Origin of the sequence: Nitrospira sp., from assembly GCA_035968315.1 — a bacterium.
Taxonomy (GTDB): Bacteria; Nitrospirota; Nitrospiria; order Nitrospirales; family Nitrospiraceae; genus Nitrospira_D.
Map to the genome: position 1 here is coordinate 579,377 of JAVYIN010000005.1, position 25,813 is coordinate 605,189.

The following is a 25,813-nucleotide window of genomic DNA, read 5'->3' on the forward strand; positions in this document are numbered from 1 at the left end:
AGACAATACTGGAGGATCTATGGCTTCGATGAGACACCCGGCTTCGGCGCTGCTTCCCGTCCTGACGTTTCTCGCTGGTTGTGCGGCGATGGGCGGCCCGCCTGAAGACATTATGAAACGAGTGCCGGTCATTGAAATCGGCAAGCCGGAGCCGGCGGATAAGAACTATGTGCTGCATGTGCCAGCCGGGAAAACGATCCCGATCCACGTGTCCGTGAAAGGTCCGTTGGTGCTGCAGCCTGGTGAAACCAATCTGCAGATCCAACTGACCCAGGGACTCTACATCTATAAGGATTGGTCGAGCCTCGACGGCATGAACTGGACCCATCAGGCCTTCGCCGGACGGGTCTCACTAGGGCTTGCCCCGAAGGGCGGGATTGTCGATATTTTCATCGACCGGCCCAACTAGCGTGACTTTAGCCATTCCACCGCACCTGCTCCGGCTACCCGACCGCTCGCGAAACAGGCGGTCAGCAGATAGCCGCCGGTCGGGGCTTCCCAATCCAGCATCTCGCCGGCGCAGAACACACCCGGCACATCCCGCAGCATCAGCCGCGCATCCAGCACTTCAAACGCCACGCCGCCGGCCGTGCTGATCGCCTCATCCAGCGGCCTGGGCGCGAGGAGCGTAATCGGCAGCGATTTGATCGCGGCGGCCAGCTTGGCCGGATCGGTAAAATCCTCTTTCGACACCACTTCACGCAGCAATCCCGCCTTCACCCCTGATATGCCGACCCGGCGGTCCAGGTGCGTCGCCATCGTCCGTTTGCCGCGCGGGCGTGAGAGCTCGTTCGTCAAACGGGAGAGGTCGCGATCAGGCGCCAGATCGAGCCGCATGGTCGCGGTCCCCTTGGCGAGAATCTCATCCCGCAGGAGGGACGACATCGCATAGATCACCCCGCCCTCCACCCCCGTGGTCGTCACGACGAATTCGCCCTGCTGCCAGCACTCCCCGCCGGTCGGGGTCAGAATCTTCAAGGCCACCGACTTCACCGGCTGTCCGGCAAACTTGCTTTTGAAATGCTCGGTCCAGGCCACATCGAATCCGCAATTCGCAGGACGCAACGGCGTCACTACCGCGCCGCGCTGCCGGAGCAGCGGAACCCACCCGCCATCGGAACCCAGGGCCGGCCAGCTTCCGCCACCGAGCGCGAGCACCACCGCATCAGCCTGCACGGTGGTGACGCCTTGCGGCGTGGAAAAAGTGAGTCCCCCGTCTTCCGTCCAGCCTGACCAGCGATGCCGGGTGTGAAAGATGACGCCGGCCTGGCGCAAGCGGCGCAACCAGGCCCGCAGCAGCGGAGCCGCCTTCATATCTTTGGGAAATACGCGGCCGGAGGAACCGACAAATGTTTCAATGCCGAACTCCCCCACCCAGGCACGTAGCGCCTCTGGGCCGAACGCCGCCAGTAGCGGGGCGATCTGTGCCCGCCTGGCCCCATACCGGGCGAGAAACGGTTCCAGCGGTTCCGAATGGGTGAGATTCAGCCCGCCTTTGCCGGCGAGGAGAAACTTGCGGCCCACGGAGGGCATCGCGTCATAGAGATCGACCTGCGCTCCGCCGGCGCGCGCGGCCTCCGCAGCCATGAGCCCGGCCGGACCGCCACCGATGATTGCAATGTTCATAGAAAGATCCACTTCACAAACTTACAGGCCGATCGTCTCGATGGCGTGCAGCTCGTCTGGTGAGAGGGTGAACTGATCGCACGCGAGATCCTCTGTCATGTGCGGGGGATTGCTGGTGCCGGTGAGCGGCAACATGCCGATCTGCATCGCGAACCGAAAGACAATCTGCGCGAGTCCGGTTTCATGCGTCACCGCCATGGCGCGCACCGCTGGATCGACAAAGACTTCCCGGTTGGCCGTCAGAAGGGAAAAGCCTTGATAAATAATATGCTCAGCCTTGCAAATCTCTCGCACGGCTTTGTCCCACCCGAAGGCCGCGTAGCAGCGGTTCTGCACCACCATCGGCTTGTGCCGGGCCTTGGCGCAGAGCAAGGACAACTGTTCAGCGGAGACATTGCTGATGCCGATCATCTTGGTCTTGCCGGAATCGTAGAGCGCTTCGATGGCGGCCCAGACTTCCCAATCCGCATTCCCTAACCCACGTCTGGAATAGGGACCGTGCAGCACATAGGAGTCCAGATAGTCCGTGTGCAGATGGGCCAACGAGCTCTGGAAGGACTGATGCACCTGCGTGGTGAGGTCGGCCTTGGCATCGTAGGGAGTCCGATGATCCTGCCCATCGACTGAGGTAAACTTGGTCTGAAGAAACAGTGTGTCCCGAGCAATGCCCTGCTTCGCCAGTTCCAACAGCGCGTCGCCCACCAGCGCTTCCTGGTAATGGATCAACTGATTCGCGGTGTCGATCGCCCGAAACCCGGACGCAACCGCCAGTTGCACCAGCCGGGTCGTGGCCTCTTTCTTCCACGCGGTGCCATACATGAATGCCGGAACCGTGATGCCGTTGTAGGCTGTGATCGCCATATCCTCGACTCCAATCGCACCGATTCTATGAGCAGGCTTGAGAGCGTGCCTTCTGTGAAGCGTGTCCATTCCCCTGTGTGGAATAGCTGTCAGTATACTGAAGCCCCGCACAATCCGAAAGCTCGGTGTTCAGGCTCACAGATGCAGAACCTGCTCGCATGACCAGTGGAAATCAGCGGCCTGAGAATGTCATCATCGTCCGGTCTTTCCACGATGCTTCGTGGAATCTGTCCCCTCTACCGGAATAAGAAGGAGCGCTCATGTTGAAACCCCTGCTCGAAGTCCCTGCCGACGATCATGCGCGCACCTATCATCAACTGGGCTATCTGGTCGTCTATGATGCCGTCCTCAACAGTGAATATGCGTTTCTCGTCTATACAGAACACGATCGAGATTCCAAGGCCTGGCGGATGAAAATCAAATCGACCCACACGGAAGGAGCCACGTTTGAACCGGCGGCGGTTGAGACAAAGGCCCGGGAAGCCGGCGCGAAAGGCAAGCCCTATGTCAGATGGGGCTTTTTCTGTGAGCCGACCATGTCGGATCCGCGCCAGATTGAATATCGGCTGCATCAGGAGCAAGGGAAACCGACGGCGATTGAGTTGTTCGTGCGGCTGCGCACCTATGAACACCAGGCCGATACCCCGCAGTCGCTTCGTTTCCCCTGGCCGAACGAGCCTCAGGCCTCCTCGTGAATCGGCAACGGCCCTCAACGGCACGCTTGCGGCGGCCGCACCCAGGCGCTACACTCTGCCGGCCATGAATGCCGAAACCCCTCATCTCAATGCCGAGCTGGCCGTCAGCCAGCGCTATCTCACGGCCAACCCGTGGGTGATGCAGGCCATCACGGGATTCTTGTCGGCCTACTTCATGGAGCATCCGGGGTTTCGCGTTCAGCGGCACTTTGATGAGTCCGCATCGGGCATGCATGTCTGGGTGTGCGAGATTCCCGCTGCGCTGAAAGTGCCCCGCCTCCTCAAACGCCTGCAGGCCGACATTCCTCCCTGCCGAATTCTGCCGCCAGACGACGCGCAGGCGCCTCCGCCCCGGTACGTGCTCGACATCCAAGGGGAATAGCCACGCCGTCACAGAGGTCTCGGAATCATGAGCACATTCGATTCGGGGGACAGGCGAGAAGCACACAGGAAGATTAGCCGCGCGGTCTGAACCACTCCAGGAACCGTTCACAGGTCGCTTCCAGCGGCCGATCGGCCATCACGGCAATCCCCGCCAGGGCCAACACACTCATCAGCAGACTGGTCTCTTCAAAATCCGTCATGGCATTCCCTCCCGATGCGCTTCACCCTATCCTATCGATGGCCGCAGGGGTAGTCCTCAAAAGAGGGGCCTGAGAGGGAATGCCAGCGATCGGGCGATCACCAACCGGCAACAACGACGCGCGCGCACGACCGGGCGAGCGCACGGCGTCATTGTCTGATCGGCCCGGCCGGCGTGCCGGTCCGTTGCTTAGTCGCGGAAAATCCTGACCGGAACTTTTTGTCCTTTGATTCTGGTGCGTCCCAGCGTCTGGATAATGCCTTGGGCCATCGCCTCCGGCACATCGACGAGTGAAAACCGGCTCTCAATTTCGATGCCGCCGATCATGCTCGCACTCAGCTTGGCTTCGTTCGCAATGGCGCCGACGAGATCGCCCGGGCGAATCCCCGCCTCGCGGCCGGCGCCGATATAGATTCGGGCCATGCCTGGAGCCCGCCCACTACTGCGCACCGGCCTGCCCATGGCCGGCCGTTCGCTGGGCCTGGCAGGCCCGCCACGATAGCGGTCGTCAGGCCGTCCCATCGGGCGCTGCGAGGGCCGATACTCCGGCGCCTGCGGGCGCACTGGTACGGCGGGAATTTCAGCTTCGTCCCGCTCACCGGCCTGTCCCTGATGCGCCAGCTTCATGGCCGCGGCGGCGACATCGATCACTTCAAAATCCTGCGCCAGGGTCGTGACCACGGTGCGGAAATGCTCCAAATCCCCAGCCGTCAGTACCTCGCGAATCGACGATAAGGTGCGCTCCACTCGCTTCGTGCGGAGGTCGGAGACCGACGGCACCGGGGCCACCACGACTCTGGCCTTCGTGAGCTGCTCGATGTTGCGCAAGAAGCGATGCTCGCGCGGATCGATGATCGTGATCGCCGCGCCTTCGCGACCCGCCCTGCCCGTTCGGCCGATGCGGTGCACATAGACTTCAGCGGATGACGGCAAATCGTAGTTGATGACGTGCGACACGCTGGGAATATCCAGGCCGCGCGCCGCCACATCGGTGGCGATCAACAGCTCGGTCTGCCCACTCCTGAAGGATTGCATTACGCGGTCGCGCTGCGGCTGGCTCATGCCGCCATGAATGGCTTCCGCCCGATGGCCGCGGCTGGTCAGCATCACCGTGACTTCGTCCACTTCCACGCGGGTGCGGCAGAAGACCAGGGCTGATTTGGGCCCCGCCATATCCAGGACTCGTGCTAACGCCGCCGCCCGATAGGGGCGCGAGACGATATAGGCCGTTTGCTGGACCTTGGGCGCGGATCCGGCCTTGACCGGCTCCTTGGCAATCGTGATCTCGACCGGATTCTTGAGATGGCGATGGGCGATCGACTTGATGCGCGGCGGCATCGTGGCGGAGAACAAGGCCGTCTGTTTCGTGGCCGGCGTTTGTTCGAGGATGGCGTCGAGATCGTCGGCGAAACCCATGTCGAGCATTTCGTCCGCTTCGTCCAAGACCACCATTTGAATGTGCTTCAGTTGCAGCGTATTGCGCCGCAGGTGATCCAGCGCCCGTCCCGGCGTCGCCACGACCACGTCCACGCCGCGCTTCAGGGCGTATAACTGCGGGCCGATCGCCGCGCCGCCGTAAATCGCCAGCACCGAGGTCCGGAGCTCCTTGCCGTAGCGCTGCAGTGCCTCACCCACCTGAATGGCCAGTTCGCGTGTCGGCACCAGAATGAGCGCGCCCGGCCGTTGCTTGGGGCCATGGGCCAGCCGCTGCAAGAGCGGCAATGCGAACGATGCCGTCTTGCCCGTGCCCGTGGCGGCTTGTCCCAGCAGATCCTTCCCGGCCAGCAGCGGTGGAATCGATTCGCGCTGAATCGGCGTGGGTTCTTCATACCCCAGCGCATCCAACGTCGCCAGCAGCGACGCTTCGAGGCCGAGTGCGGCAAAGCCGGGGGAAAAGCCATGGACGGCCGTGGCGGTGGACGGGTCGATCGTGTCGTGTTTCATAGAGCCTGTCGTATCCTTTTCTGACATTACTGCGCCATCTGTTTCGGCCAGAGCGATTCCAGCTCAGGAAACTTGGCGCGATAGTCCGCATGACTGGCGCGGATGACCTTCATCGCTTCATCGCGGCCGTACAGGCTCGTAATCTCCACTTTGTGCTGAACCGATCCCGGAGCCTGCTTGTAGGTGAGAAAATAATGCTGCAACCGATCGATCAGCGCGATCGGACAATCCTTGATGTCCCGGATATTGCCGTAGGCCGCATCGTCCTTCATCACGGCGATGATCTTATCGTCGGCTTCCCCTCCGTCGGCCATGCTGAACCCGCCGATGGGAATCGCCGTGAGCAGAATATCGCTATGGGCAATCGTCTTTTCCGTCAGCACGCAGATGTCGAGCGGATCGCCGTCGCCCACCATGTTTTTGCGTTTCGCGCGCTTCGCGAACAAGGCCGCCACTTTTTCGCCGCAAAAGGTTTGCGGGATGAGTCCGTAATAGACGGGACAAAAATTGGAAAAGCGCTGCGGGCGGTCCACCTTGAGGAATCCGCTGTCTTTATCCACTTCGTACTTCACCGTGTCGGTGGGCACGATTTCGATATAGCTGGTGACGACGTCCGGCGCCTTCTCGCCGATCGAGACTCCATGCCAGGGATGCGCCTTGAACATCAAACTCATCAGTCGCTGAATCGGATCCATTCCGGAACGCCCCATTCTTTCCTCCTCTAATGCAGTGCCTGAACACATTGACCGTTGCCGCCGCGCATCACTCAAGGCTCGTGCGAGACACCCGTCCGCAGCCTGTGCACGGAAACGGCATACCGATAGATCGCGCCGAGCCTGCGTGCCACTGCATCGACCGGCAGGATTCGGCGACCGACCGCTGTTGTAAGGAACGACAAGAAACGGACAGGGATATGTCGAACGGCTAGGCCCCCTCGGGCTCCTGAATGGGCCCGGCCCATTCGCCTTTCGCCAATGTGACTTCTTGATATCCGCCGTCAGGCCACTGAAACTGGCCCAACGCATCCACTTGGACGATGAACGGATCCGCTTCGTGGGCTAACCCTCTATACCAGTACCACCCAGCCGCCGCCGGCTTGTCCGTGGTCCACCGATAGCCCGTCATCTCCGCAATCCTCTCGTGCTTGCCGTGGCAGTCTGCTAGAGTCTGCCTCTCATGAACCCACACACTATCACGTCTCGGCTCCCAATAGAAGATGTGTTGCCGACTCTCTGTGCGGCCTTGGCCCGCACCCCCAATGCCGTCCTGACGGCGCCGCCCGGCGCCGGGAAGACGACGGGCGTGCCGCCGGCGCTGCTCACGGCCTCCTGGCTGGGCGGCAACAAGCTGTTGCTCCTCGAACCCAGGCGGCTGGCCGCCCGCGCGGCGGCGCATCGGATGGCAACGGCCATGAATGAACAGGTCGGCGCCACCGTGGGCTATCGCATGCGGCTCGACAGCAAGATCGGGCCGAAGACCCGCATCGAAGTCGTGACCGAAGGCATCCTGACGCGCCTCCTCCAACAGGACCCGTCGCTCAGCGCCTATGGCGCGGTGCTCTTCGACGAATTTCACGAGCGCAGCCTCCAGGCGGACACGGGCCTCGCCCTCTGTCTGGAATCGCAGCGCCTGTTCCGCCCCGACCTGCGTCTGCTCGTCATGTCCGCCACGCTCGATGTGGAGGCCATTGCCACGCTGCTTGGCGAGGCGCCGGTGATCACTTGCGAAGGCCGCATGTTTCCCGTCGAGACCCGCTATCTCGAGCAGCCGATGGCCGGACATCTCGATAAGGCGGTCTCACAGATGATCCGCCGGTCGTTGGCGCAAGACAGCGGCAGCCTGCTCGTCTTTCTGCCCGGCATGGCGGAGATTCGCCGCGTTGAACGGATGTTGCTGGAGGCCAGCCTCGGCCCGGCTATTCTTGTGGCGCCCCTCCATGGCGATCTGCCGCAAGCCGCGCAGGATCTCGCCATCGCACCGGCTCCCGTCGGCACACGCAAAGTCGTATTGGCCACCTCGATTGCGGAAACCAGCTTGACCATCGACGGCGTGCGCGTCGTGATCGATGCCGGGCTCTTGCGTGTCCCCCGTTTCGACCCGCGTACCGGATTGACCAGGCTCGACACCATTCGCGTAACCCAAGATTCCGCCGACCAGCGCCGGGGCCGGGCCGGTCGCTTGGAGCCGGGGGTCTGCTACCGATTATGGACGGTCTCTGAACAGGCTGCGCTCACCCCGCGCCGCCCCCCGGAAATGTTGGACGCCGATCTGGCGCCGCTCATGCTCGATCTGGCCCTCTGGGGGACCGCCGATCCCTCGGAGTTGTCCTGGCTCACGCCGCCACCGTCAGGAACCGTCGCGCAGGCGAACGACTTGCTCACCCGCCTGGGCGCGCTCGATGCCACAGGTGCCATCACCGCCCATGGCCGCAAGATGGCTGACCTGCCCATCCACCCGCGATTGGCGCATATGCTTCTCCAATCCCTCCCGCTGCGCCTGACATCGCTGGCCTGCGACCTGGCGGCGTTGCTCAGTGAGCGGGATGTCCTGCGCGGGCCACCCGGCTGGCGGAACGCCGACCTGCGTCTGCGGCTCGATCTCCTCCACGGCATACAGGACCATGCCGGGGGCGCGACGGTCGATCGTGGCGCGATACAGCGCATCCGGCGCACCGCGGACCTCTGGCGGCACCATCTCGCCCGCTTGTCCGGCGCACCGCCGGCCGAGCAACCTCGCGACCATGACGCAGCGGGCATCCTGCTCGCCCTCGCTTACCCCGATCGCATCGCCCAGCGGCAGCCCGGCATGGATCGGCGCTATCGCATGGCCAACGGGCGAGGGGCCGTGTTTCCGAATCCCGATCCCCTGGCGGGGGAACCGTATCTCGTCATCGCCGAGCTGGACGGCGCCACCCAGTGGGCGCGCATCGACCTGGCCGCGCCGGTGACGCTGGCCGACATCGAACAGCTCTATCAGCATGAGATACGCATCTCGGACGCCGTGGTGTGGGACGAGAAGACGCAAGCTGTCCGCGCCTCTCGGCAGCGGCAGCTCTGGAGCCTGGTGCTGGCCGAGCAATCCCTGTCGAAGCCCGAGCCGTCGCTGATCGTGACCGCGCTCTTGCAAGGCCTCGCAGAGAAGGGCCTCGATCCATTGGCCTGGACGCCGGAGCTGCAACAATGGCGGGCGCGCGTCCAATTCCTTCGGCGCATGACCGGGCCGGAGTCTCCCTGGCCGGACCTCTCCAACGAGCATCTGCTCCAGACCCTCGATACATGGCTGGGCCCCTACCTCGACGGCTTCACTACCCTTGAGCGGGTCAAGCGGCTGGATCTCACGCCCCCCTTGCACGCCTTGCTGACCTGGGAGCAACAGCGGCAACTGGAGCGCCTGGCCCCCGCACAGATCACTGTGCCGAGCGGCTCGCATGTCCGTCTGGACTACGAATCGTCCGACTTGCCGGTGTTGGCCGTGCGGTTGCAGGAAATGTTCGGCTGTACCGATACGCCACGCGTACTGAATGGCAAGGTGCCGGTGATGCTGCATCTGCTGTCACCGGCTCGGCGTCCGGTGCAGGTGACCAAAGATCTCGCGAGCTTCTGGAAGTCCGCCTATGTCGAGGTCAAAAAAGAACTGCGTGGCCGATACCCGAAGCACCATTGGCCAGACGATCCCCTCACCGCCCCGCCTACGGCGAAAGCCAAGCGGCGCCCTTCATGAGTCCCCTCCATTCGTAGGATAGAGGCCATCAGCGCCTCTCCATTATGGTGAGAGCCGATGCGCACCATGAATGGTTTCATGATCGGGCTCTCGTTGATCAGCACCGCCTCATTAGCCTGGGCTGAGGCTGGGACCGTTCTGCCTCCTCCCACCTACGAGATTCCGTTCGACGACTATGATGAAACCGCGACACAAGCCGAGATAGCGGCCCAGGTAACCGCCTTTCTGGAAACGATGCAGCGGCATCGTGGAGAGAGTGAAGCGGCGCTGCGCAAGATGTTGCAAGGTGACCTGGCGAGCGATGAGCGCGGCAAGCTGATCTTCCTCCGCAATCTTGCCGACCACGGAGTCATCGAAGGCTATGAGTTCAAGGATGGGGCACTGGTCCGGGGCGAGTACCGTTGTTTGCAACAACCGATCAACGGCCTCAACGAATTCATCGGCTATTACGGAGCAGTCAAAGCCGCGCTCATGAAAGAATTGGGAGCGCCCCTGCAAGATGAGACGTTGTGGGCCAACGACCTCTACCAATCTTTGCCAGATTACTGGGGCGTGGCGGTGCTGATCGGCCACTTGCGCTATGCCGCGCGTTGGGAGACGCCGAACGGCATCATCTCAGTAGAACTCACCGGAAATCGGCACAGCCGCCTGGTCATCGAGTATCAGAGTGCCGAATACCTTTCAAACCGGCAACACACTTGATAGGCAGTGAAGACAGTCCGTGAGCGGCTTGTGGGGATTCCGTGAAACGTGAGGCGTGAAACGTGAAACGTGAAACGGAAAAGAATCGCAGAGCTGAGACCTGCTGAATAGCCTGTAATGATGTGCCGCCTAACCGTCATGGTCAGGCGGCCTCAAGTCGTTTGTTGCGAAACTGCTAGTAGCCGCGTCCCGTGCTGCCGCCGCGCCCCATGCGATCCAGCGGAAGCGCTTCGTAGCGCGTCTTCAGGTCAGGATGCTCGCCGAGATATTTCTTGACCGCCGCCTCATCGGCAAACACGTCCTTGCTGCGCGCCCGATATTCTTCGACGGTTAGTCCGTGCTTCGAGAGAAGCGCGCTCAGTTTCGCGTTGATGTCCGCGCCCATTTCCTTCATCTGCTCGGGCGTGGGCCGCTGGCCTTCCTTGAACCGCTCGCCGCCCTGAAAATAGTTCGTCATCATCTCGCCGATCTCGATGCGGGATTTCACGAACTTTTCCACTTCAGCCGGTTCGGCGGCCAGGCCGGCCCCGGCACACAAGACCACGCTCAACGACAAACCAACGATGTCACGCGCCAGATTCATGGTGATGACTCCCTGATAGAAAATGAATAAACGATTCGCCCGCTGAACGGTCTCATCATACCATTCCAGCTGAACAAAATGAGAAGAGACGATTTTGACAGGCTAGTCGCAGGCCCCATCGAGCAGCGGATCGCAGACCAGCGGTCCGATCGTCGTCGGGCGCATATAAGCCGAAGAGGGATCTTGGTACCCGAGCGATCCTTTGAGCGGCGGACCGCCCGGCATGCCCGGCAATCCCTGCCCCGCCGACCGTAACGATCCCGGGCGGGTGGAACTCGAAATAGAGGCCACACCTTGCACCGCGCTGACGGACGGTGTCGTTCCTGCCGTCGGCGTGACGGTCAGAGCGGTCCCAACGCCGGCCTGCAAGCTTTGCGTGGAGGGATTTTGCGGATTCGCCGGTGTAGGAGAGACTTGGGCCATGGCCTGAGGGGCAAGGGCACACAGAGCAGCACAGGCGAGAACACACAGATTGAGGCGCGTCAGAAGTCTTCGGCTGTAAGACCTGCTATCCATCGCCTACCCCCTGATTGCAGTTGGTGCCGGAGGCCGGGATCAAACCGCAAGTGCGTAGTGCTTCGATGAATTGTAAGCGCAATCGACTCATCGTGACAATGGGACACTATCGGCTGGCACGTGCGAGAAAAATGGTGCTGAGGCCTAGGGTCAGCCTGTGAAACCGCGGTGATGAATAGGCTGCGAGTCTGTAGGCCCGATACAGACTCACCTCCCCTTCCGCAGATCCTCTTCCTTGACGATCCTGCCATCCTCCAGCGTAATTGCACGGTCCGCTTCATAGCCGAATACGGCGTTGTGCGTGGTGATGAGGATGGCCAGCCCCTTGTCGGCAGCCAGATGTTTGAACAGCGCGATAATGGATTCGCCCGTCGCCTTGTCGAGATTCCCGGTGGGCTCGTCCGCCACCAGAATCTTCGGATCCACGATCAGCGCGCGTGCGATCGCCACCCGCTGCATCTGTCCGCCCGACAGTTCTCTCGGCAAATGGGTGGTCCGGTCGCTCAGGCCGACCATCTTCAGTACCTCGGCAGTCCTCCGAGGATCGGTTTGCCGCCCCAGGAACATCAGGGGAAGTTCGACGTTCTCTGAAACGGTCAGCGTCGGCAACAATGAGAACTGTTGGAACACGAATCCCAGCACGCCGCGCCTGACCTCGACCAACTCGTCCTCGGAGAGCCCGGCGACTGATTGGCCGGCCACCATGAGCATTCCGGCTGTCGGCGCATCGAGGCAGGAGAGCAGGTTGATGAGCGTTGTCTTGCCTGATCCGGATGGCCCGAGGATCGACACGATCTCGCCGGTCCTGATGGAGAGGTCCACGCCGTCCAGCGCCTTGACCGTCTCGCTGCCTCGATAGTAATACCGTTTGAGTCCGTGGGCTTCGATGATGGTCTCGTGCATATCATCCTCCCTTGCCGATCGCTTCGATGGGCCGCATCGACGATGCCCGCCACGCAGGGTAGAGTCCCGCGAAGAATCCCAGCACTACGGCGACGAGCACGGTGTAGCCGACGAGGGCCGGAGTAATCTGCACGATCGATCCGGACAGGCCCAGATCGGCCAGCGCTTTGATCGCCTGCTCGACAAGGCCTGCGGCAATGACCGCCATTGCCGACCCCGCCAGGGCACCGGCAAAACACACCATCAGCGTTTCCAGCCAAATGAGCTGGAAGATACTGCCCCGCCGCGCGCCAAGCGCTTTCATGATGCCGATTTCCGCCGTGCGCTCATACACGCTCATCAGAATCGTGTTGACGACCCCGATGAGGGCGACGATGACGGCGATGGCGGCCACGGCGGCGATCATGGTCTGGGCTGTGGCCACCAGGTTGACCAACGTATTCTTCACCTGCTGCAACCCCACCACCTGCACCTCCGGCAGCTTGAGCCACCGTGTCTCGAACTCGCGCAGCCTGAACGAACTGAACTCCTTGAGCTTAATGCCGAGAATCGTCAACTGGTTCGGCCGGTTAAAATATTCCCGTGTCGCATCGATGGGCAGGAACACCGTCCCGTCGTCCTGGGTGCCGGTCCGCTCCAGCACCCCGACGACCGTGAATTGATGCATGACGGGGTTGGGCTTGCCCGCCGGCGTGATCGAGGCATAGAAGCTGTCGCCAACCTTGCGTTGTTCGTACTCGGCCGCCTCGAAGCCCAGCACCACCTCATTCTTGCTTCCAGGAGTAAACCACCGGCCATCGGCGTACCCCGGCCCCTTCTTGAACCCGAGCCACGGCTTCATGATCAGGAAACTTGGCACATCGATACCGCTGATAACCGTGAAGTTACTGGCCGCGCCTTCGTCACGGATGCTGCTGGCCTGCTTCTCCGCCACCCCAATGAATATCGGTGTGATGCTTTCAATGTCCGGATCGCTCTTTACTTGTTGGTACGTTTCGCCTGGCAGATAGAGCAGCCCCGTTCCGCCTTTGAGCATCATGGTCGCGGCCTCGTAAGGGCAGCCCTTGGCCATGATCATGACCTGGTACCCCAGCATATTGATGCTCTTGTCGATGGCGCCCCGGTACCCCAGCATAAACCCTCCGAGCGACACGGCGACCGTGACCGCCAGCGCGACGCCGGCGACGGTTAAGCCTGTGCGCACCGGACGCCGGCGCAGATTCTTGACGGCCAGCACGAGATAGCGCCGGAGCACAAACGGATCTTGGGTTGTTTCGTTCATTGCATCCTCCTCACTCGAATTCGACCGCGCTCGCGACAAACTGGTATCCGTCGCCATAGGGCACGATCTGCCCTTCCACGCGAGCCCGATGCCCGTTCCGCCTCGGCGCCACCATCGTGATCTGCTCCAAATCGACCCGCAGCGCCTTCTCGCCCGAGAGGAAAAAGAAGTAACAGCCCATGGTGGTGCATTGTTTCCTGACCGTGCCTTCAATGGCGACGGTGGTGTGCAGAAAGTCCTTTGGCCTGTCGATGAGATCGGCCACCTCGGCCTTCGGCACGCCCATGAATGCCCCATACTCGTTGGGCAGGCTCACCATGTACCAGATGAGCACCCCCCCGATGACGAGTGAAAGCGCACAAAGGAACAGGATTGTTTTCATACGCTACTCCTTTCGGGCCTTCGCCTTCTCAGCCGCCTGCTTGGCGCGCTCGAAATACGGTTCGAATTTCTTTCCGTAGACGAAGAAGTCGACCAGGATTAAATTTTTGCGGATACCGCGGAGCGAGGCCTCGTAATCAGGCCTGCCGCTCGGGTCGAATGCAGGCGGTACAATCGCCGCGATTTTGTCGGCCTTCGCGCCCGGATCGACCGTGGCGTAGTAGTCGTGCTTGTAGAAATCTCCGAGCGTCAGCCCCTCGAATTGGCTCAGAAACTCCTTGCTCCTCAACTGGCGCGCCGCCGGGCTTTCCAGCCGCTGAAAGAAGAACCTCCTGATCGCACCGGTCTGTGAATCCATCGACAGAAACACCTGAATCACGCCACCCTTGCCGGGCACATTCACGCCATGGACGACTCCGATCTTCTGCTGGCCTTTGAACACGCTGTAGACGGTATACGGCGTCTCGTAGGTCTCATAGATCGGATCGAGATCGCTGCCCAGCCGCTCCCGCAGCGCGGTGAACAGTTGGGTGCCGTCTTTGAGCAAAGGAAACTCATTGAGGTCCTCTTTGTACGTCGTCATCTCGGGATACAAATACTTCAGATCCTCGGCCGGATTGGTCAGCGTGCACCCGATCGCCGCAACGGCCTGTTGCGGCATCGCAAGAACGGCGAACAAAATGAACATGACGATGCGCTTCATCCGCCCCTCCTACTGATAGAAATAATATTGCAGTGTCATGATGGTGCCACAGGGCCCTTGCATCTGCTCGACCTGCCGTTCGACATTAAGCTTGATCCAATGCAAGTTGGAATTGCCAATGTCGTTCCTGAAATACCAGGAAATTTCCCCGATGATGGAGGCATCGGCGCCAAGCCCCTCCTGCTGAAATCGCCGATATTGCGTGGAGACACCCCATTGGCGAGAGGCGTGCAGATATTCCGCCTGATACAGTTGCGTGAAGACGGCACTGGACAGGTCGCGGCCTCCGCTCAGTTCGGAAGTCACCGTCAGCAGACCGGTCGGGACGGCCTGCCGGTATCGGCCATCGAGGCCGACGCGTTTGGTGGCCACGCGGCTTTCATTGCCTGTATCCATGGCCAGGGCTCGGCGGCGCGTGATGGCATCGGGAGACAGCCGCTCCCCTCCCAATATCGACAGTCCGCCTTCCAATCCATATTCGTAACTGTACTTGTTCGCCAAGCTGAGCCTGAGCGCGCCAAGCCCGCTCTGGCCTTTGAATTTGAGATCGTACCCAGAGCCGGCCAGATAATAGGCGTCATAGTTCACATGGGAATTGATCGAACCCCAGAAGCCGGTATACCAGTCCCGCTCGAACCCGAAATTGCGGTCGTTGGACAGCTGAAGGACCGTGCCATGGGTGTCGGTCTGGAGATTGAGCCCGAACGGGACATAAAACCGTCCGGCGCGAAGATTGAATTGCCCGACCGTCTCACTGCGCTGCCTGTCGCTCAAGAGAGGATTGAAAACGTTATACAGGTCCAGATACGCGTTGTGATATTCGAACGCCCAATTGGGCCGCCGCTGGCCCTCCATATCGTTGAGCACGGGATTGAAGCCATCGCGCCGCACCAGCCGTCCCTGGAAATCGAGGCTGGCCAAGGTCGCCGTCGCCGTCGAGAACTTTTTCAGCGCTTCGAACCCAATGGATTGGCGGCTGGCGGACTTGCCCCGCTCGTTCATATCGAACTGGGACATGACTTCCTTTCTGAAGCCGAAATTCTCGCCAAACAAGGCCTGCTGCCACGAGCGAGGGGCCTGTTCAGGAGCGGACTGCGGCGCCGGAAGCTCAGCGAGGTCCGCGAACGGATCGGCCTCGACGCCAACCGCTGTGTGAGACTGCGCGGCAGACGGCAGACCATCCGCGGATGCCGCCGCCGCGTCAATCGTCCACGCCGCACATGGCGCAAGCAGAAGACTCCCCAAGAGCGCCACCACGATGCCAAGCAGTCGCTGCTGGCTTGTTGCACGCACCACCATGTCCTTGCCGCCTAGGATCGGCCAATTGTGCGTGATTCCAGTCAGTACGATTTCATGAGCCCCTTCATATCTCGATGCGCGATGGCCATCGCGTCAGTCTCTTCAGCCGCCTTGGCATAGATTGCCGCGAGATTTTGGCAATGTTGAATCATGTCGATCTTGGAGGAGACCACCCCGCGTGTCGTTGGCCCCGGATTCTTTTGATACTCCTCCGCCATGACCAGCATATCCTTCGCGCGCTGGCGGAGATGGACGGCCTCCTGCGCATACCAATTTTCGAGCCCGCCGTGATCGTTTTTGGCGACAAGCTCTTGAGGCGGACTGGCAATGACGGCGCAGGCCACGACTCCCACGATCATCACAATGGCGATCAACCCTTTCACAATAGTATTCCCTATTTTCATCATGATGCGGTTCTCCCTTGTTGCGGTGCATCGTGGAGATGCACCATCCGATGGTTATGACACCGACCCACCGACTATGTTTTTCTACCGTTCAGACATGATGCATTCCGTATGTGACTCACGGGCGATACCTGTTCAGCACTCCGGCGATACCCATCTCCTCCCAAAATGAGACGGGATGCCAGAGGGTACCCCCTGAGCATGGAACGATCTATATGACAGCGAGCGCGCGATTGCGCGGAGTGGCAAAGAGAATCAGATGCGAAGCACGGAAATCTGAAGCAGAAGATCCTGAGGAGAATTGTCCGGGGGACGATCGTGTAAACGGCTGCCGCGTGAAGGAGTCATTGCACGACCCGCGACCGAGGCGCTTGCCTCAATACACATCACGTGGCCATCTCTTGAGAAATGAGACTTATCGACAGACTGCACGCCGAGCGTCTTAAACATATCGCACACCTGATAGACGGGTGCCTCTTCAGGAGTGGAACAGCCGGCGCCCATGGCCTTAGCCGGAACACTCATCGCCGGAAGAAGGCAGGCATAGGCATTGAAGCTCAAGGCAGAAAAGAGGATGACGATTGAAACAGCGAGGAGAGAACGGAAGGAGAAAGGAAATGCATTCATAGCGACACTATATGCCGATCGACAGCACCCGTCAACGTAAGGGGAGAAGCCGCTATGCCAGAAAATGACGGGCTGATGATGGTGCCGGAGGCCGGGATCGAACCGGCACGGGCCTTTTGGGCCCGAGGGATTTTAAGTCCCTTGCGTCTGCCTATTCCGCCACTCCGGCTACCAGGCTGGCGAAACAGCTTCCCACCGGCATTCTCGCACAGCCTCCACGCTGCGACGTACCGAACAAAGTACGCCTCGCATGTCAGCTCACTGCGGCCTTGGTGGAAACCTGTTTGGCCAGCCTGAGTCTTCTACGGCAAACACGGCGGGGACTCTAACATCGAGGTCCTGGGGGGTCAAGCAGGTGCCGGGGAAGTGATGGGTGATGGGTGATGATCAGCCTGGAGATGAAATGAATCAGGAGTGCCGTGAGCGCTGAGGAAGCAACTGGATCGAGACCGCCCATCACAGATCACACATCACTGGCCTTCAAAAACGCACACGGCCTGTCCCGGATGGCAACAGGCCGCAAGCGGATGCGCGTACGCATTCGATATGTCGTGACGATGACGCCTGGTTAGACGGCTTCGATTCTGGGCCGCGCGTCTTGGCCTTGAACCAGCTCTTTCCCGCGGTTCATGACGTGCTGCACACTTGATTGCACGCTCCGGCCCCAGCGAGTGGCCTGCAGTTGCGCCTTCTTCGCGGCCCGTCCGATATCCCGGCGGGTTTCCGCTCCGGACTGTGGCGCAAAGAGCAGCCCCAACCCGGCTCCAATCACCGCTCCGCCAGCGATCATCGCGGCCATTTTTGCTGCCTGCTTTCCTTGTTCCGACATCGCATGCCTCCTGGTTGTTGGTGAAGATGCTGAAGGGTTTCTTCTGCCTCGCCCTTCTACCAGACCCTATCAGCAGGTCCCGTGCCAGCCCGAAATGAGCCCGATTTGCCGCAAAATAGGTGCTGCGCACCTCTGAGGATTAAGTCCGCCTCATGAACGGTGCACTTTTCGCGACAACCGGCAACACAGTCGTTTCAGAAATCTCACACTTCGAGACTTTCGTCCCGGCAACATGGCTCTGGGCTTTGGGTTTTCGCCGAGTAAACAGGCAGGCCTTCACCTCCCGTTGCTTGCAATGGAGGTTGGTCTTCCCTATGATCCGCGAACGATCGTGATTGGAGATGGCATGGGCTCGTTCGCAGAAATTCCCTACCCGCATATCGATCCTGTCTTTCTCGAACTCGGACCGCTCCAGTTTCGCTGGTACGGGTTGATGTACCTCATCGGCCTCACGGCAGCCTACTTCCTCATCAAGCGCACGGTGGCAGCCAAGCAGCTTCCGCTCGGGCCGGACCAGATTTATGACATGGTGGTGTTCGCCGCCTTCGGGGTGTTTTTGGGCGGGCGCCTCGGCTATACACTGTTCTACAATTTCCCCTACTACTCGCAGCATCCGGAGAAGATTCTGGCCGTCTGGGAAGGCGGCATGTCGTTTCATGGCGGGCTTATCGGCACCATCGTCGCGCTCATTTGGTTCAGCAAACGCCGGGGCATTCCCGTCTATACGGTCGCCGATCTGGCCGCCTCTGTCACGCCGATCGGATTGGGATTCGGACGGATGGGGAACTTCATCAATGGAGAACTCTACGGCCGGGCCACCGATGTCGAGTGGTGCATGGTGTTCCCCAGCGGCGGACCGGCTTGCCGGCATCCCTCACAGCTCTATGAAGCCTCGCTCGAAGGGGTGTTGTTATTCACAGTAGTGTGGCTGGTGGGCCGGAGATCCACACCCCCGGGCACGCTCTGCTGGACCTTTATCGCGGGCTACGGGATCTGCCGGATGTTTGTGGAGCTCTTTCGTGAGCCGGATCTCCATTTGGGCTTTGTGCTCGGCCCCTTTTCCATGGGCCAGCTCCTCTCGGCGCCGATGGTGATGCTGGGCGTCTTCATGCTCGTGTGGGGCTATCACAAGCGCGCCCTCGATCAGTCCCGCTCAATGCCCCCGCTTCAATAAGGCATCTCGTCATCGTCCAGTCCCACATGATGTCCCAGCTCGTGCACGAGCGTGTCGCACACCTCCTGCACGATCTCTTCCTCCGTCTCGCAGAGCCGCAGAATCGGCCCCCGGTAGAGTGCGATCCGCGCGGGGTGCTCTCCCCCGGATCCGAAAAATGACTCGTCGCCGATCGGCAGGCCGTGATACAGGCCGAGCAATTCTTCCTCCGGGTCGATCTCCATGTCATCAAGGACCTGCCGCGGCGGCTCTTCTTCCACCACTACGGCGATGGTATCGAGCAGCGTGGCATATTCCGGAGGCAGCTCGGCGATGGCCTGTTGTACCAAGCGGGCAAACGCTTCACCGGATGGCTGGGAATGAGGGGTAGACATGGTGCGTAACCGTTTCGATATTCGTTAGATGTCGATGCCGACGCCCGCCCGCAGAAACAGCAGCCGGCACGATACCTCGGGAACGCCCAGACTTTGCGCCACGGCGGTCTTATACAGCGTGGCTTGCGTACGGTATCGATCGGCCCGTTCCGGCACGTCCTCGGCATTCACCGCATCGGTTTTATAGTCGGCAATCCAGAGCCGGCCATCGAGCCGATAGAGGACGTCGATCACCCCCTCCAGCACCTGCCCGTCTCCCCAGGGCATGACAAACGGCACTTCCCGCCCAAGAATCGTAGCCCGTCGCAGCATGGCGTAGAGATCGGATCGGCCAAATTGGTCGAACAATTCGCGCAACGAATCCTGGACGGTGTCAGCCAGACGTTCGTCTTCCGGCCTCATGATCCCCTGCAGGGTTGGCGCAATTCGATCGAGTAATCCTACTGGGTCCTTGGCAAAATCCCACTGTTCAAGAATACGGTGTGTGCCGATGCCGACAAGCCGCCCTGCCTCAGGCTCCTGGCTGCCCGCCGTTGACAGGGGCACAAGCGGGACGCCCTGCTTGCCCATGGCCGTCGGGGTTAGATGTGTCGGCGTGGCACGGGCCTGATCCCAGCGGTCCTGCCGCTCGCGCCAGAGCGCTGCGATGGCGGCTGGATCGACAGGCAAAGAGCCTGACATGCTCGCCAGCGGCCGGCGAGGCCATTTGTGATCCGGCGCTTCGATCACCCGGCAGGGGATCATGCTCTTGCCGATCTGCAACATGTCCGGTGCATGAGCGCCGACCGCGCCATCACCAATAGTCTGCAGGAGCCCTAAGACCGTTTCTCCAACCGACCGGGCCGTGACGCCTCCGGACAGCAGCAGCACCTCCTTCGCCCTCGTCATGCCGACATACAGCACACGCCGCCGTTCCGCCTCTTCCCGCATCTTCAGCTTTTCTTGCACCAGCACGGAGCCGAAGGTCTGCTGCTCGCCCAGCGTGAGGCCATAGGTGCCACCCGACCAATCGTAGGTGACGGGAGGCGCCGATCGGTCCCGTCCGCTGCCCTGATGGAGGCCCGGCAAGACGACCACGGGAAACTCCAGCCCCTTGGCCTTGTGAATCGTCAACACTTGGACGGCCTCGGACGATTCTTCCGACAGAGGGCTCTCCGCCTCGTCCGGCTGGTCGTCGAGCCGGCTCACCATCACATCCACAAATCCGCTCAAGGTGAGATGGGGACGGTCTGACAGGGAGGCAGCTGTCTGCTTGACCTTCAAGAGGTTCGCCACCGCCTGTTCGCCATGCAGCGAGGCGCCGGCAATTTCGAGCAGCGGAAGCCGGTTGAAGATGAGCTGGATGGCCTCACCGAGCGGCAGCGCTCCGATCGCGCGATGCAGCCAGGCCAAATGGCCATAGAGCCGCCTGACCGCACCCGCGCAGGCATGGCCCCAGCTCGCCAGCCGCTGTTCTTCCAGATAGTTGAAGCAATCGGCCTGCCGCAGATCGTAGAGATCGCGATCGTTCAGTCCTCCCAGCGGGGAACGCAGCAGGCCGGCGAGGGCCACGCTGTCATGCGGATGGTCGAGCACCCGGAGCAGATTGACGAGATCGATGACTTCCTGCCGCCGATAGAAGTGTTTTTCCCCTTCGATGACATAAGGAATTCCGTACCGCCGCAGCGCATCGAGATAGGTGTCGGCTTGCGTGAGCTTGCGGAAGAGCAAGGCGATCTGGCCGGCTTTGAGGTTCGGACGGCTGCCCAGCTCCTCTTTGATCCAGCGGGCGAGCCCTTCGCTTTCGGCCCTGGTGGCTCGCGCGGCATCGAACGCCTCTTCGCCTTCACTTGGGGCCGTCACATGGAGCCGCACCCCGGCATCTAAGAGAGAGGGCCGCCGCTGAGGACGGACTTCCAATCGGACATTGGCCGGCTGAATCAGCGGTCTCCGTTCAAAGAGGCGGTCGAACACATCGTTCACCGGCCCGAGCACGGCGGCATCGCTGCGGAAATTGGTGGTGAGGGTCTGGATCATTCCGCCCATGGCTTCAATTTTCTGGAGTACGCGATCGAAGGCTTCGATGTCGGCCCGGCGAAAGGCATAGATCGACTGTTTGGGATCGCCGACGATAAATAACTTGCCCGGTTCGAGGACCATCTCGTGCCAGTCGCGGGCATGAGTCCCCTGCCGTTCAGAGACGGCCAGGATGATTTCGTATTGAATGGGATCGGTGTCCTGGAATTCATCGACGAGCACGGCGCGATAGTCGCCCTTGATCCGTTCCCGCACCACCGGATGGTCACGGAGCAGGCTGCGCGCGTGGGCCAGCAGCCCATCGAACGAGACCCATCCCTGCTTGGCAAAGGACGCGCGAATCTCGCGGATCAGCGGCGCCAGCAACTTCAAGAGATCCTTGAAGAATGGATGGTTCACCAGCAGCAGTTGCGTGGCAGTTTTAATGAGTGTCGCCGCTTCGGAGAACTCTGGTTTCTCCCACCCGGCCACGGCATTGCCAAGGTCTTTGGTCAGCCAGTCGCGCTCCTCCGGCGGCAAGGACTGAATCGCGGCGGGCCCCTCTCGGGCCACGAGATCCAGCAGCGTCACCGTGGCGGCCAGCATCTGCTCGATCTTCCTCCGTTTGGGCCGGTCGTGCTCATCGAGCAGCGCCTGCGCCCGCTCTCGGCATTGCTCGATCCATTGCTGCACCAGCGGGCTGATCTGTGACGTGTCAATTTGCTGCTGAAGCAGATCCAACTCAACCGTTTCGCTGCACAAGGCCTTCGTCAGGCTGCGCAGGCTGTCGATCGTGGCCGCCTCCAGCAGCCCACGCCAGCGCTCATGATGGCTGCCCTGGCGGCTCAACTCGCGATCGAGCCAGACCTCCCAGGCGGCGGTGAAATGCTCGTCAAACCGCGATCCATCGTCCTCTTGAAAGGCAGGATCGACGCCGCTCTCCAACGGATGCAGCCGCAGCAAGTGGGCCGCAAAACTGTGCAGCGTGCCGATCTGGGCCTTTTCCAGATCGCGCAACGCGGCGGCCGCTCTGGCGGCGACCTCGTCCGTTGACAGGCCGTAGCGCAGCCGCAAGTCTTCCTGCGAGACGGCCCCGCCGTCTGCGGCTGGAGAGGCCTCGGGATGCGCCAATATCGTGAGCCGTTCCCGCAAGCGGACCTTCATCTCCGTCGCCGCCTTGTTCGTGAAGGTCAAGGCCACGATCTGGGTGATGGCCACCGGCCTGGGTTCCTTGATCAGCGCGTGCACCAGGCGGTTGACGAGCAGCGTCGTCTTGCCGGTCCCGGCACCAGCCACGACCACCACGTTCCGGTCGAACGTCGTTTCCGCCGACTCGCGGGCCGGTTTGTCAGGAATCAGTTCCACGGGACTCATCCTTGATTCGTTGCGCGCGCAAGGCTTTGAGCGCTTTGGGTCCGTCCGATCGGTACGATCGCCACCAGGTCGGCTGATGTTCCCGCCGGCAGACGACGCGAAACTCGCAGGTGTCGCAATAGCTGTCCGGTTGAATGAAGTAGCGCCCCTGGTGAATGCCGCTCACCAAGAGGCTGATGGTTTGATGGATCAGGCTGCCGGTCTCCGACGACCAGGTGGCGGCCTCGAAGGTGGAGCGCCCGATAGGCGTGGGCCAGCGCGGCGCCAGGAAGAAGAACTGCACCTGGCTTGGCTGCGGGCGATCCGGAATGTTTAGGCGGGCATAGAGCGGCGGTTGCAGGCGATAGCCACGCACCGCGGACTGCACCAGATTCCGGTCTTCCGGTTTCATGGCGGATCCGGTTTTGAATTTATAATCGATGATCCGGATGGCGCCGGTAACCCGATGCCGGTCGATGCGGTCGACGCGCCCATGAATTTTGAGGGAGTCCTGCTCCCCGCTCATCACATCGTCCAGCGTGCCGTCCGCATCCACTTCAAATGCGATCGGACTATAGGGCTCCTGGGCTTGGGCGGCCTGGTCCGCCTCCACGGCGTCGGTAATGAGTTCGACGATCTGCTCCTTCGCCAGCTCCCAGAGCAGATAGTGGCCGGTCCGCTGCCGCGCTTCGCAGTCCTTCGCCGCTTCTTCGACGGCTGAATGGATGCACCATTCGACCGTGTCGTCCGTCACCGGCTCCGCCGGCCAGCCGGTGGGGAGCAGGTGCTCGTAACACCGGCGCAAGGCGGCATGGCACAGTGTGCCGAGCAGGGCCGCATCCGGTTCCTGCGAGAGTGTCAGGCGAATCGGCTCCAAGCGCAGCACATCGGCGGAAAAATATTGGAAGGGACAGCGGGCATACCGCTCCAGCGGCGTCGGGGCCAGTCCGCGCCGCACGACCCGCGCCCAATGAGTTGCCAGCGGACCGGTGATACCGTCAAAGGCGTTGAGCGCGGGGGTCTCGTCTTCGATTCTGGCCTGGGCCTCTGCGGCATGCACAAACGCCTCCGCATCCGAGCCCATTGCGCGGAGCAGGCTCGCGGGGTCCTGCCCGTCGATCGCCATCCACTGCGCAAGCTCTGTCGGAGCGAGGAAGTGCCGGATGGCCGGCCGCTGCGTCACCCGGTCGGTCAGTCTGCGAGGGATGACGTCCACCGGCCGTTCATCCCGTCCAGACCGGCTGGTGGCCTCTGTCAGATAGGGCGAGGGGGCCAGCATCCGGCCTGCCTCGTCGGCCCGCTGATAGGAGAGGCACAGACGCTGGCTCGCCGCCCGGCACAGCAGGGCAAAGAGCAGTGCTTCTTCTTCATAGCCGCCCAGCTTTTCATCGATCTTGAAGCCGAGCGTCGCCTCAAGGACCCGCCGGTGCCGGTCGCGGAGAAACGCATCTTCTCGAATGTAGCGCGGAAACACTTTTTCATTCAGCCCCAGCACAAACAGCGCTTTGAAGGGCAGGCCGCGCGCCGCCATGACATCCAGAATCATGACGCCCTGATGTGCCGTGGTTTCCAATGGGATCTGGGTCCGCTCCATGGCATGGATCACGAGTTCGACAAACTCGGTCCAGGTCAATTCCTCCCCGATCGCATCCAGCTCCGTGAGCCGTCCCCACGTGCGATCGATGGCCTCCCAGACTACCGCCAGCCTTGCGCTCTCTTCATCCGGCTCAGCCGCGTCAGCACTACCGGGGCGACGAAGACGTTGCTGCACGAATGGCCGAAAGGCCTCGACCAACTGTCCGACCGTCCCCCGTTGCGGAAGCGCCTGGCACTCCGTCAGGAGTTGCGACAGGACCTGCCCAAAGAGGGCGATCACTTCCGGCGCGATTCCCAGAGCATCGACGGCGCGGTCTCCCTCTTCGCCGCTCTCCAATGCCATGCTCGAACGAGCCGCCCCCTCCACTCTGGTCCATTCCTCGGCGCCGCGCGTGATCTGCAGAACTTGCGCAATGAGCTTCCACTGTTCCGGGCGGTAGGAGGCGTCGGCCTCATCGATGAGCGGCGAGACATAGAGAGGAGAGGTCACGACATCGAGCACCGTGGTGCGGTAGAAGCCGGTCGTCGGCAATGATGCCAACTGGAGCAGTACCTTGCAGAGCGGCTCCTGGATCAACGGGCGTCCGGCGTTGGTGGTCAACGGGACTCGATGCCGGTCGAACACCGGCTGGATCTGCGTGCGATAGGGATCGAGCGTGCGGGCGACAACCCCGATCTCTTCGAGTCGGTAGCCATTGGTCTCCACGAGATCCAGAATTGCGCGGCAGACCGAGGCCAATTCCTCCTCCACGCCGATGACGCTCTGGACGGATACCGTGAGAGGACCGGGTGAGGCCGCCTGCGGAGGGGGCGGCAGTATCGTCATCGCATCCGGCTGAGCCACGCGCGGGTGAATGTAGCGGTCAAAGAATCGCTGCGCGAATCCCGACGGACTTCCCTCCTCGCGCGGGAAGAACAGCGTCGTGGGAACCGTCTGGCTCACCGCTTCGAACAGTGACAACTGCACCTGCGTCAGATCGTAAAACCCATAGTAGAACGTGTGGCGCAAGGACAGCAGAAACGGCGAGGTGGAGACGTGTGGAATCAGCGATTCCGCCAGATCGTCCGGCGTGCCGACCGCCAAGGTGGTGCCCACTTCCCGTATCGCCGCATGCAATGAGAAAAGGGCCTGGAGCCAGTCCTTGTCTTCTTCATCGAAATAGCCCTCGCGGAGGCCGCGCAGCGCGCCGGCTGGATCCACCCCGGCATCCTTCAGGTCGCGGACGGTGGACCAGAGCGCGCCCCATGTGCCGGATGAATGGCCGATGTGCCGGAGCGGAGCCAGGCTGGAGAGCCGGCTCTGGACGATGTGCCGAACCAGTTGCTCGAAAAACAGATCGTCCACCACCCGCAGCGGCGTCGCCTGTGTTTCCGCGCGCGCCTCGCCGGCCAGGCGCAACGCGAGCTGGTGGAAGGTCAGAAAATGGATATTGATGAGCGAGAGCCGGTGTTCGACCGCCAGCACACGCCGCAGCCGGTCGAGCAAATGTTTCGAAGGCACCAGGACGGCGAGCGGCGCGAAGGGATCGTCGCGCTTGGCCAGACGAACCTGGTCCACAAGCGCCGATTCAAGATGCGGATGGAAGGGACCGGTAACGACGCGAAACATACGCTACGTTCGGCGAGAGTCTCGGGGCTTGAGGCAAGGGGGGTGAGACATCAT

The 25,813-nt window shown here is 61.5% G+C and carries 25 protein-coding genes and 1 tRNA gene; 6 read left to right on the forward strand and 20 right to left on the reverse strand.

Annotated features, from left to right (window positions below):
• The first annotated feature begins 19 nt into the window (after nt 1-19).
• Nucleotides 20-409, forward strand: a complete 390-nt coding sequence (locus tag RI101_06300) for a hypothetical protein (GenBank protein MEC4889657.1) — start codon at nt 20-22, stop codon at nt 407-409.
• On the opposite strand, the gene RI101_06305 is transcribed toward RI101_06300, so the two are convergent.
• Nucleotides 406-1,626, reverse strand: coding sequence for a TIGR03862 family flavoprotein (locus RI101_06305; protein MEC4889658.1), 1,221 nt, complete (start codon nt 1,624-1,626; stop codon nt 406-408). The genes RI101_06300 and RI101_06305 overlap by 4 nt on opposite strands.
• Nucleotides 1,627-1,647: 21 nt before the next feature.
• Nucleotides 1,648-2,487, reverse strand: a complete 840-nt coding sequence (locus RI101_06310; protein ID MEC4889659.1) for an aldo/keto reductase — start codon at nt 2,485-2,487, stop codon at nt 1,648-1,650.
• A 260-nt stretch (nt 2,488-2,747) separates the two neighbouring features.
• Between RI101_06310 and RI101_06315 the strand changes: the two genes are divergently transcribed.
• Together RI101_06315 and RI101_06320 are read left to right on the forward strand one after the other, a co-directional pair.
• Nucleotides 2,748-3,182, forward strand: coding sequence for a hypothetical protein (locus RI101_06315; GenBank protein MEC4889660.1), 435 nt, complete (start codon nt 2,748-2,750; stop codon nt 3,180-3,182).
• 64 nt (nt 3,183-3,246) lie between these two features.
• Nucleotides 3,247-3,564 (forward strand): hypothetical protein, encoded by a 318-nt coding sequence (locus RI101_06320; protein ID MEC4889661.1) that lies wholly within the window; start codon nt 3,247-3,249, stop codon nt 3,562-3,564.
• Nucleotides 3,565-3,637: 73 nt separating this feature from the next.
• Here RI101_06320 and RI101_06325 read toward each other — a convergent pair whose 3' ends face one another.
• The 4 genes from RI101_06325 to RI101_06340 form a co-directional block, all read right to left on the reverse strand.
• Nucleotides 3,638-3,766, reverse strand: coding sequence for a hypothetical protein (locus RI101_06325; GenBank protein MEC4889662.1), 129 nt, complete (start codon nt 3,764-3,766; stop codon nt 3,638-3,640).
• Nucleotides 3,767-3,954: 188 nt separating this feature from the next.
• Nucleotides 3,955-5,709, reverse strand: a complete 1,755-nt coding sequence (locus tag RI101_06330; GenBank protein MEC4889663.1) for a DEAD/DEAH box helicase — start codon at nt 5,707-5,709, stop codon at nt 3,955-3,957.
• A gap of 26 nt (nt 5,710-5,735) precedes the next feature.
• The gene (locus RI101_06335; protein MEC4889664.1) at nt 5,736-6,419 is read right to left on the reverse strand and encodes an inorganic pyrophosphatase; all 684 of its coding nucleotides are present in this window, start codon (nt 6,417-6,419) and stop codon (nt 5,736-5,738) included.
• A 214-nt stretch (nt 6,420-6,633) separates the two neighbouring features.
• Nucleotides 6,634-6,834, reverse strand: coding sequence for a hypothetical protein (locus RI101_06340; GenBank protein ID MEC4889665.1), 201 nt, complete (start codon nt 6,832-6,834; stop codon nt 6,634-6,636).
• A gap of 51 nt (nt 6,835-6,885) precedes the next feature.
• Here RI101_06340 and hrpB point away from each other — a divergent pair, with 51 nt between their 5' ends.
• Complete coding sequence (hrpB, locus tag RI101_06345) at nt 6,886-9,429, forward strand: ATP-dependent helicase HrpB (GenBank protein MEC4889666.1); 2,544 nt, start codon at nt 6,886-6,888, stop codon at nt 9,427-9,429.
• Between the two features lie 57 nt (nt 9,430-9,486).
• Nucleotides 9,487-10,131, forward strand: coding sequence for a hypothetical protein (locus tag RI101_06350; protein MEC4889667.1), 645 nt, complete (start codon nt 9,487-9,489; stop codon nt 10,129-10,131).
• A gap of 175 nt (nt 10,132-10,306) precedes the next feature.
• Here the strand turns inward: RI101_06350 and RI101_06355 are convergent, their stop codons facing one another.
• From RI101_06355 to RI101_06405, 11 genes are all read right to left on the reverse strand, one after another.
• The gene (locus tag RI101_06355) at nt 10,307-10,714 is read right to left on the reverse strand and encodes a hypothetical protein (protein MEC4889668.1); all 408 of its coding nucleotides are present in this window, start codon (nt 10,712-10,714) and stop codon (nt 10,307-10,309) included.
• A 102-nt stretch (nt 10,715-10,816) separates the two neighbouring features.
• Nucleotides 10,817-11,137: a hypothetical protein gene (locus tag RI101_06360; GenBank protein MEC4889669.1), complete on the reverse strand. Its 321-nt coding sequence runs from the start codon at nt 11,135-11,137 to the stop codon at nt 10,817-10,819.
• A 300-nt stretch (nt 11,138-11,437) separates the two neighbouring features.
• Nucleotides 11,438-12,133: an ABC transporter ATP-binding protein gene (locus RI101_06365; protein ID MEC4889670.1), complete on the reverse strand. Its 696-nt coding sequence runs from the start codon at nt 12,131-12,133 to the stop codon at nt 11,438-11,440.
• A gap of 1 nt (nt 12,134) precedes the next feature.
• Nucleotides 12,135-13,415 (reverse strand): FtsX-like permease family protein, encoded by a 1,281-nt coding sequence (locus RI101_06370; GenBank protein ID MEC4889671.1) that lies wholly within the window; start codon nt 13,413-13,415, stop codon nt 12,135-12,137.
• Between the two features lie 10 nt (nt 13,416-13,425).
• Nucleotides 13,426-13,797, reverse strand: a complete 372-nt coding sequence (locus RI101_06375) for a hypothetical protein (GenBank protein MEC4889672.1) — start codon at nt 13,795-13,797, stop codon at nt 13,426-13,428.
• Nucleotides 13,798-13,800: 3 nt separating this feature from the next.
• A complete protein-coding gene (locus RI101_06380; GenBank protein MEC4889673.1) occupies nt 13,801-14,499 on the reverse strand; it encodes a hypothetical protein in 699 nt (232 codons plus the stop codon).
• A 9-nt stretch (nt 14,500-14,508) separates the two neighbouring features.
• Nucleotides 14,509-15,798, reverse strand: a complete 1,290-nt coding sequence (locus tag RI101_06385; GenBank protein MEC4889674.1) for a hypothetical protein — start codon at nt 15,796-15,798, stop codon at nt 14,509-14,511.
• Between the two features lie 41 nt (nt 15,799-15,839).
• A complete protein-coding gene (locus tag RI101_06390; protein ID MEC4889675.1) occupies nt 15,840-16,205 on the reverse strand; it encodes a hypothetical protein in 366 nt (121 codons plus the stop codon).
• Nucleotides 16,206-16,457: 252 nt separating this feature from the next.
• Entirely contained in the window at nt 16,458-16,829 is a 372-nt protein-coding gene (locus tag RI101_06395; GenBank protein ID MEC4889676.1) for a hypothetical protein, read from the reverse strand.
• Nucleotides 16,830-16,908: 79 nt separating this feature from the next.
• A tRNA-Leu gene (locus tag RI101_06400) sits at nt 16,909-16,998 on the reverse strand.
• 399 nt (nt 16,999-17,397) lie between these two features.
• Nucleotides 17,398-17,658: a YtxH domain-containing protein gene (locus tag RI101_06405; GenBank protein MEC4889677.1), complete on the reverse strand. Its 261-nt coding sequence runs from the start codon at nt 17,656-17,658 to the stop codon at nt 17,398-17,400.
• A gap of 346 nt (nt 17,659-18,004) precedes the next feature.
• On the opposite strand from RI101_06405, the gene lgt reads away from it, so the two are divergent.
• Nucleotides 18,005-18,832 (forward strand): prolipoprotein diacylglyceryl transferase, encoded by an 828-nt coding sequence (gene lgt / locus RI101_06410; protein MEC4889678.1) that lies wholly within the window; start codon nt 18,005-18,007, stop codon nt 18,830-18,832.
• On the opposite strand, the gene RI101_06415 is transcribed toward lgt, so the two are convergent.
• Genes RI101_06415 through RI101_06425 form a run of 3 tightly spaced genes read right to left on the reverse strand, consistent with a single transcriptional unit; the run spans nt 18,826 to nt 25,759 of the window.
• Nucleotides 18,826-19,206 carry a metallopeptidase family protein gene (locus tag RI101_06415; GenBank protein MEC4889679.1) on the reverse strand — a complete coding sequence of 127 codons (381 nt, stop codon included), beginning with the start codon at nt 19,204-19,206 and terminating at the stop codon, nt 18,826-18,828. The two genes, lgt and RI101_06415, sit on opposite strands and share 7 nt — an antisense overlap.
• A 24-nt stretch (nt 19,207-19,230) precedes the next feature.
• Nucleotides 19,231-22,566 carry a UvrD-helicase domain-containing protein gene (locus tag RI101_06420; GenBank protein MEC4889680.1) on the reverse strand — a complete coding sequence of 1,112 codons (3,336 nt, stop codon included), beginning with the start codon at nt 22,564-22,566 and terminating at the stop codon, nt 19,231-19,233.
• Nucleotides 22,550-25,759, reverse strand: coding sequence for a PD-(D/E)XK nuclease family protein (locus RI101_06425; GenBank protein MEC4889681.1), 3,210 nt, complete (start codon nt 25,757-25,759; stop codon nt 22,550-22,552). Before RI101_06425 ends, RI101_06420 begins: the two co-directional genes overlap by 17 nt.
• Nucleotides 25,760-25,813 lie beyond the last annotated feature (54 nt).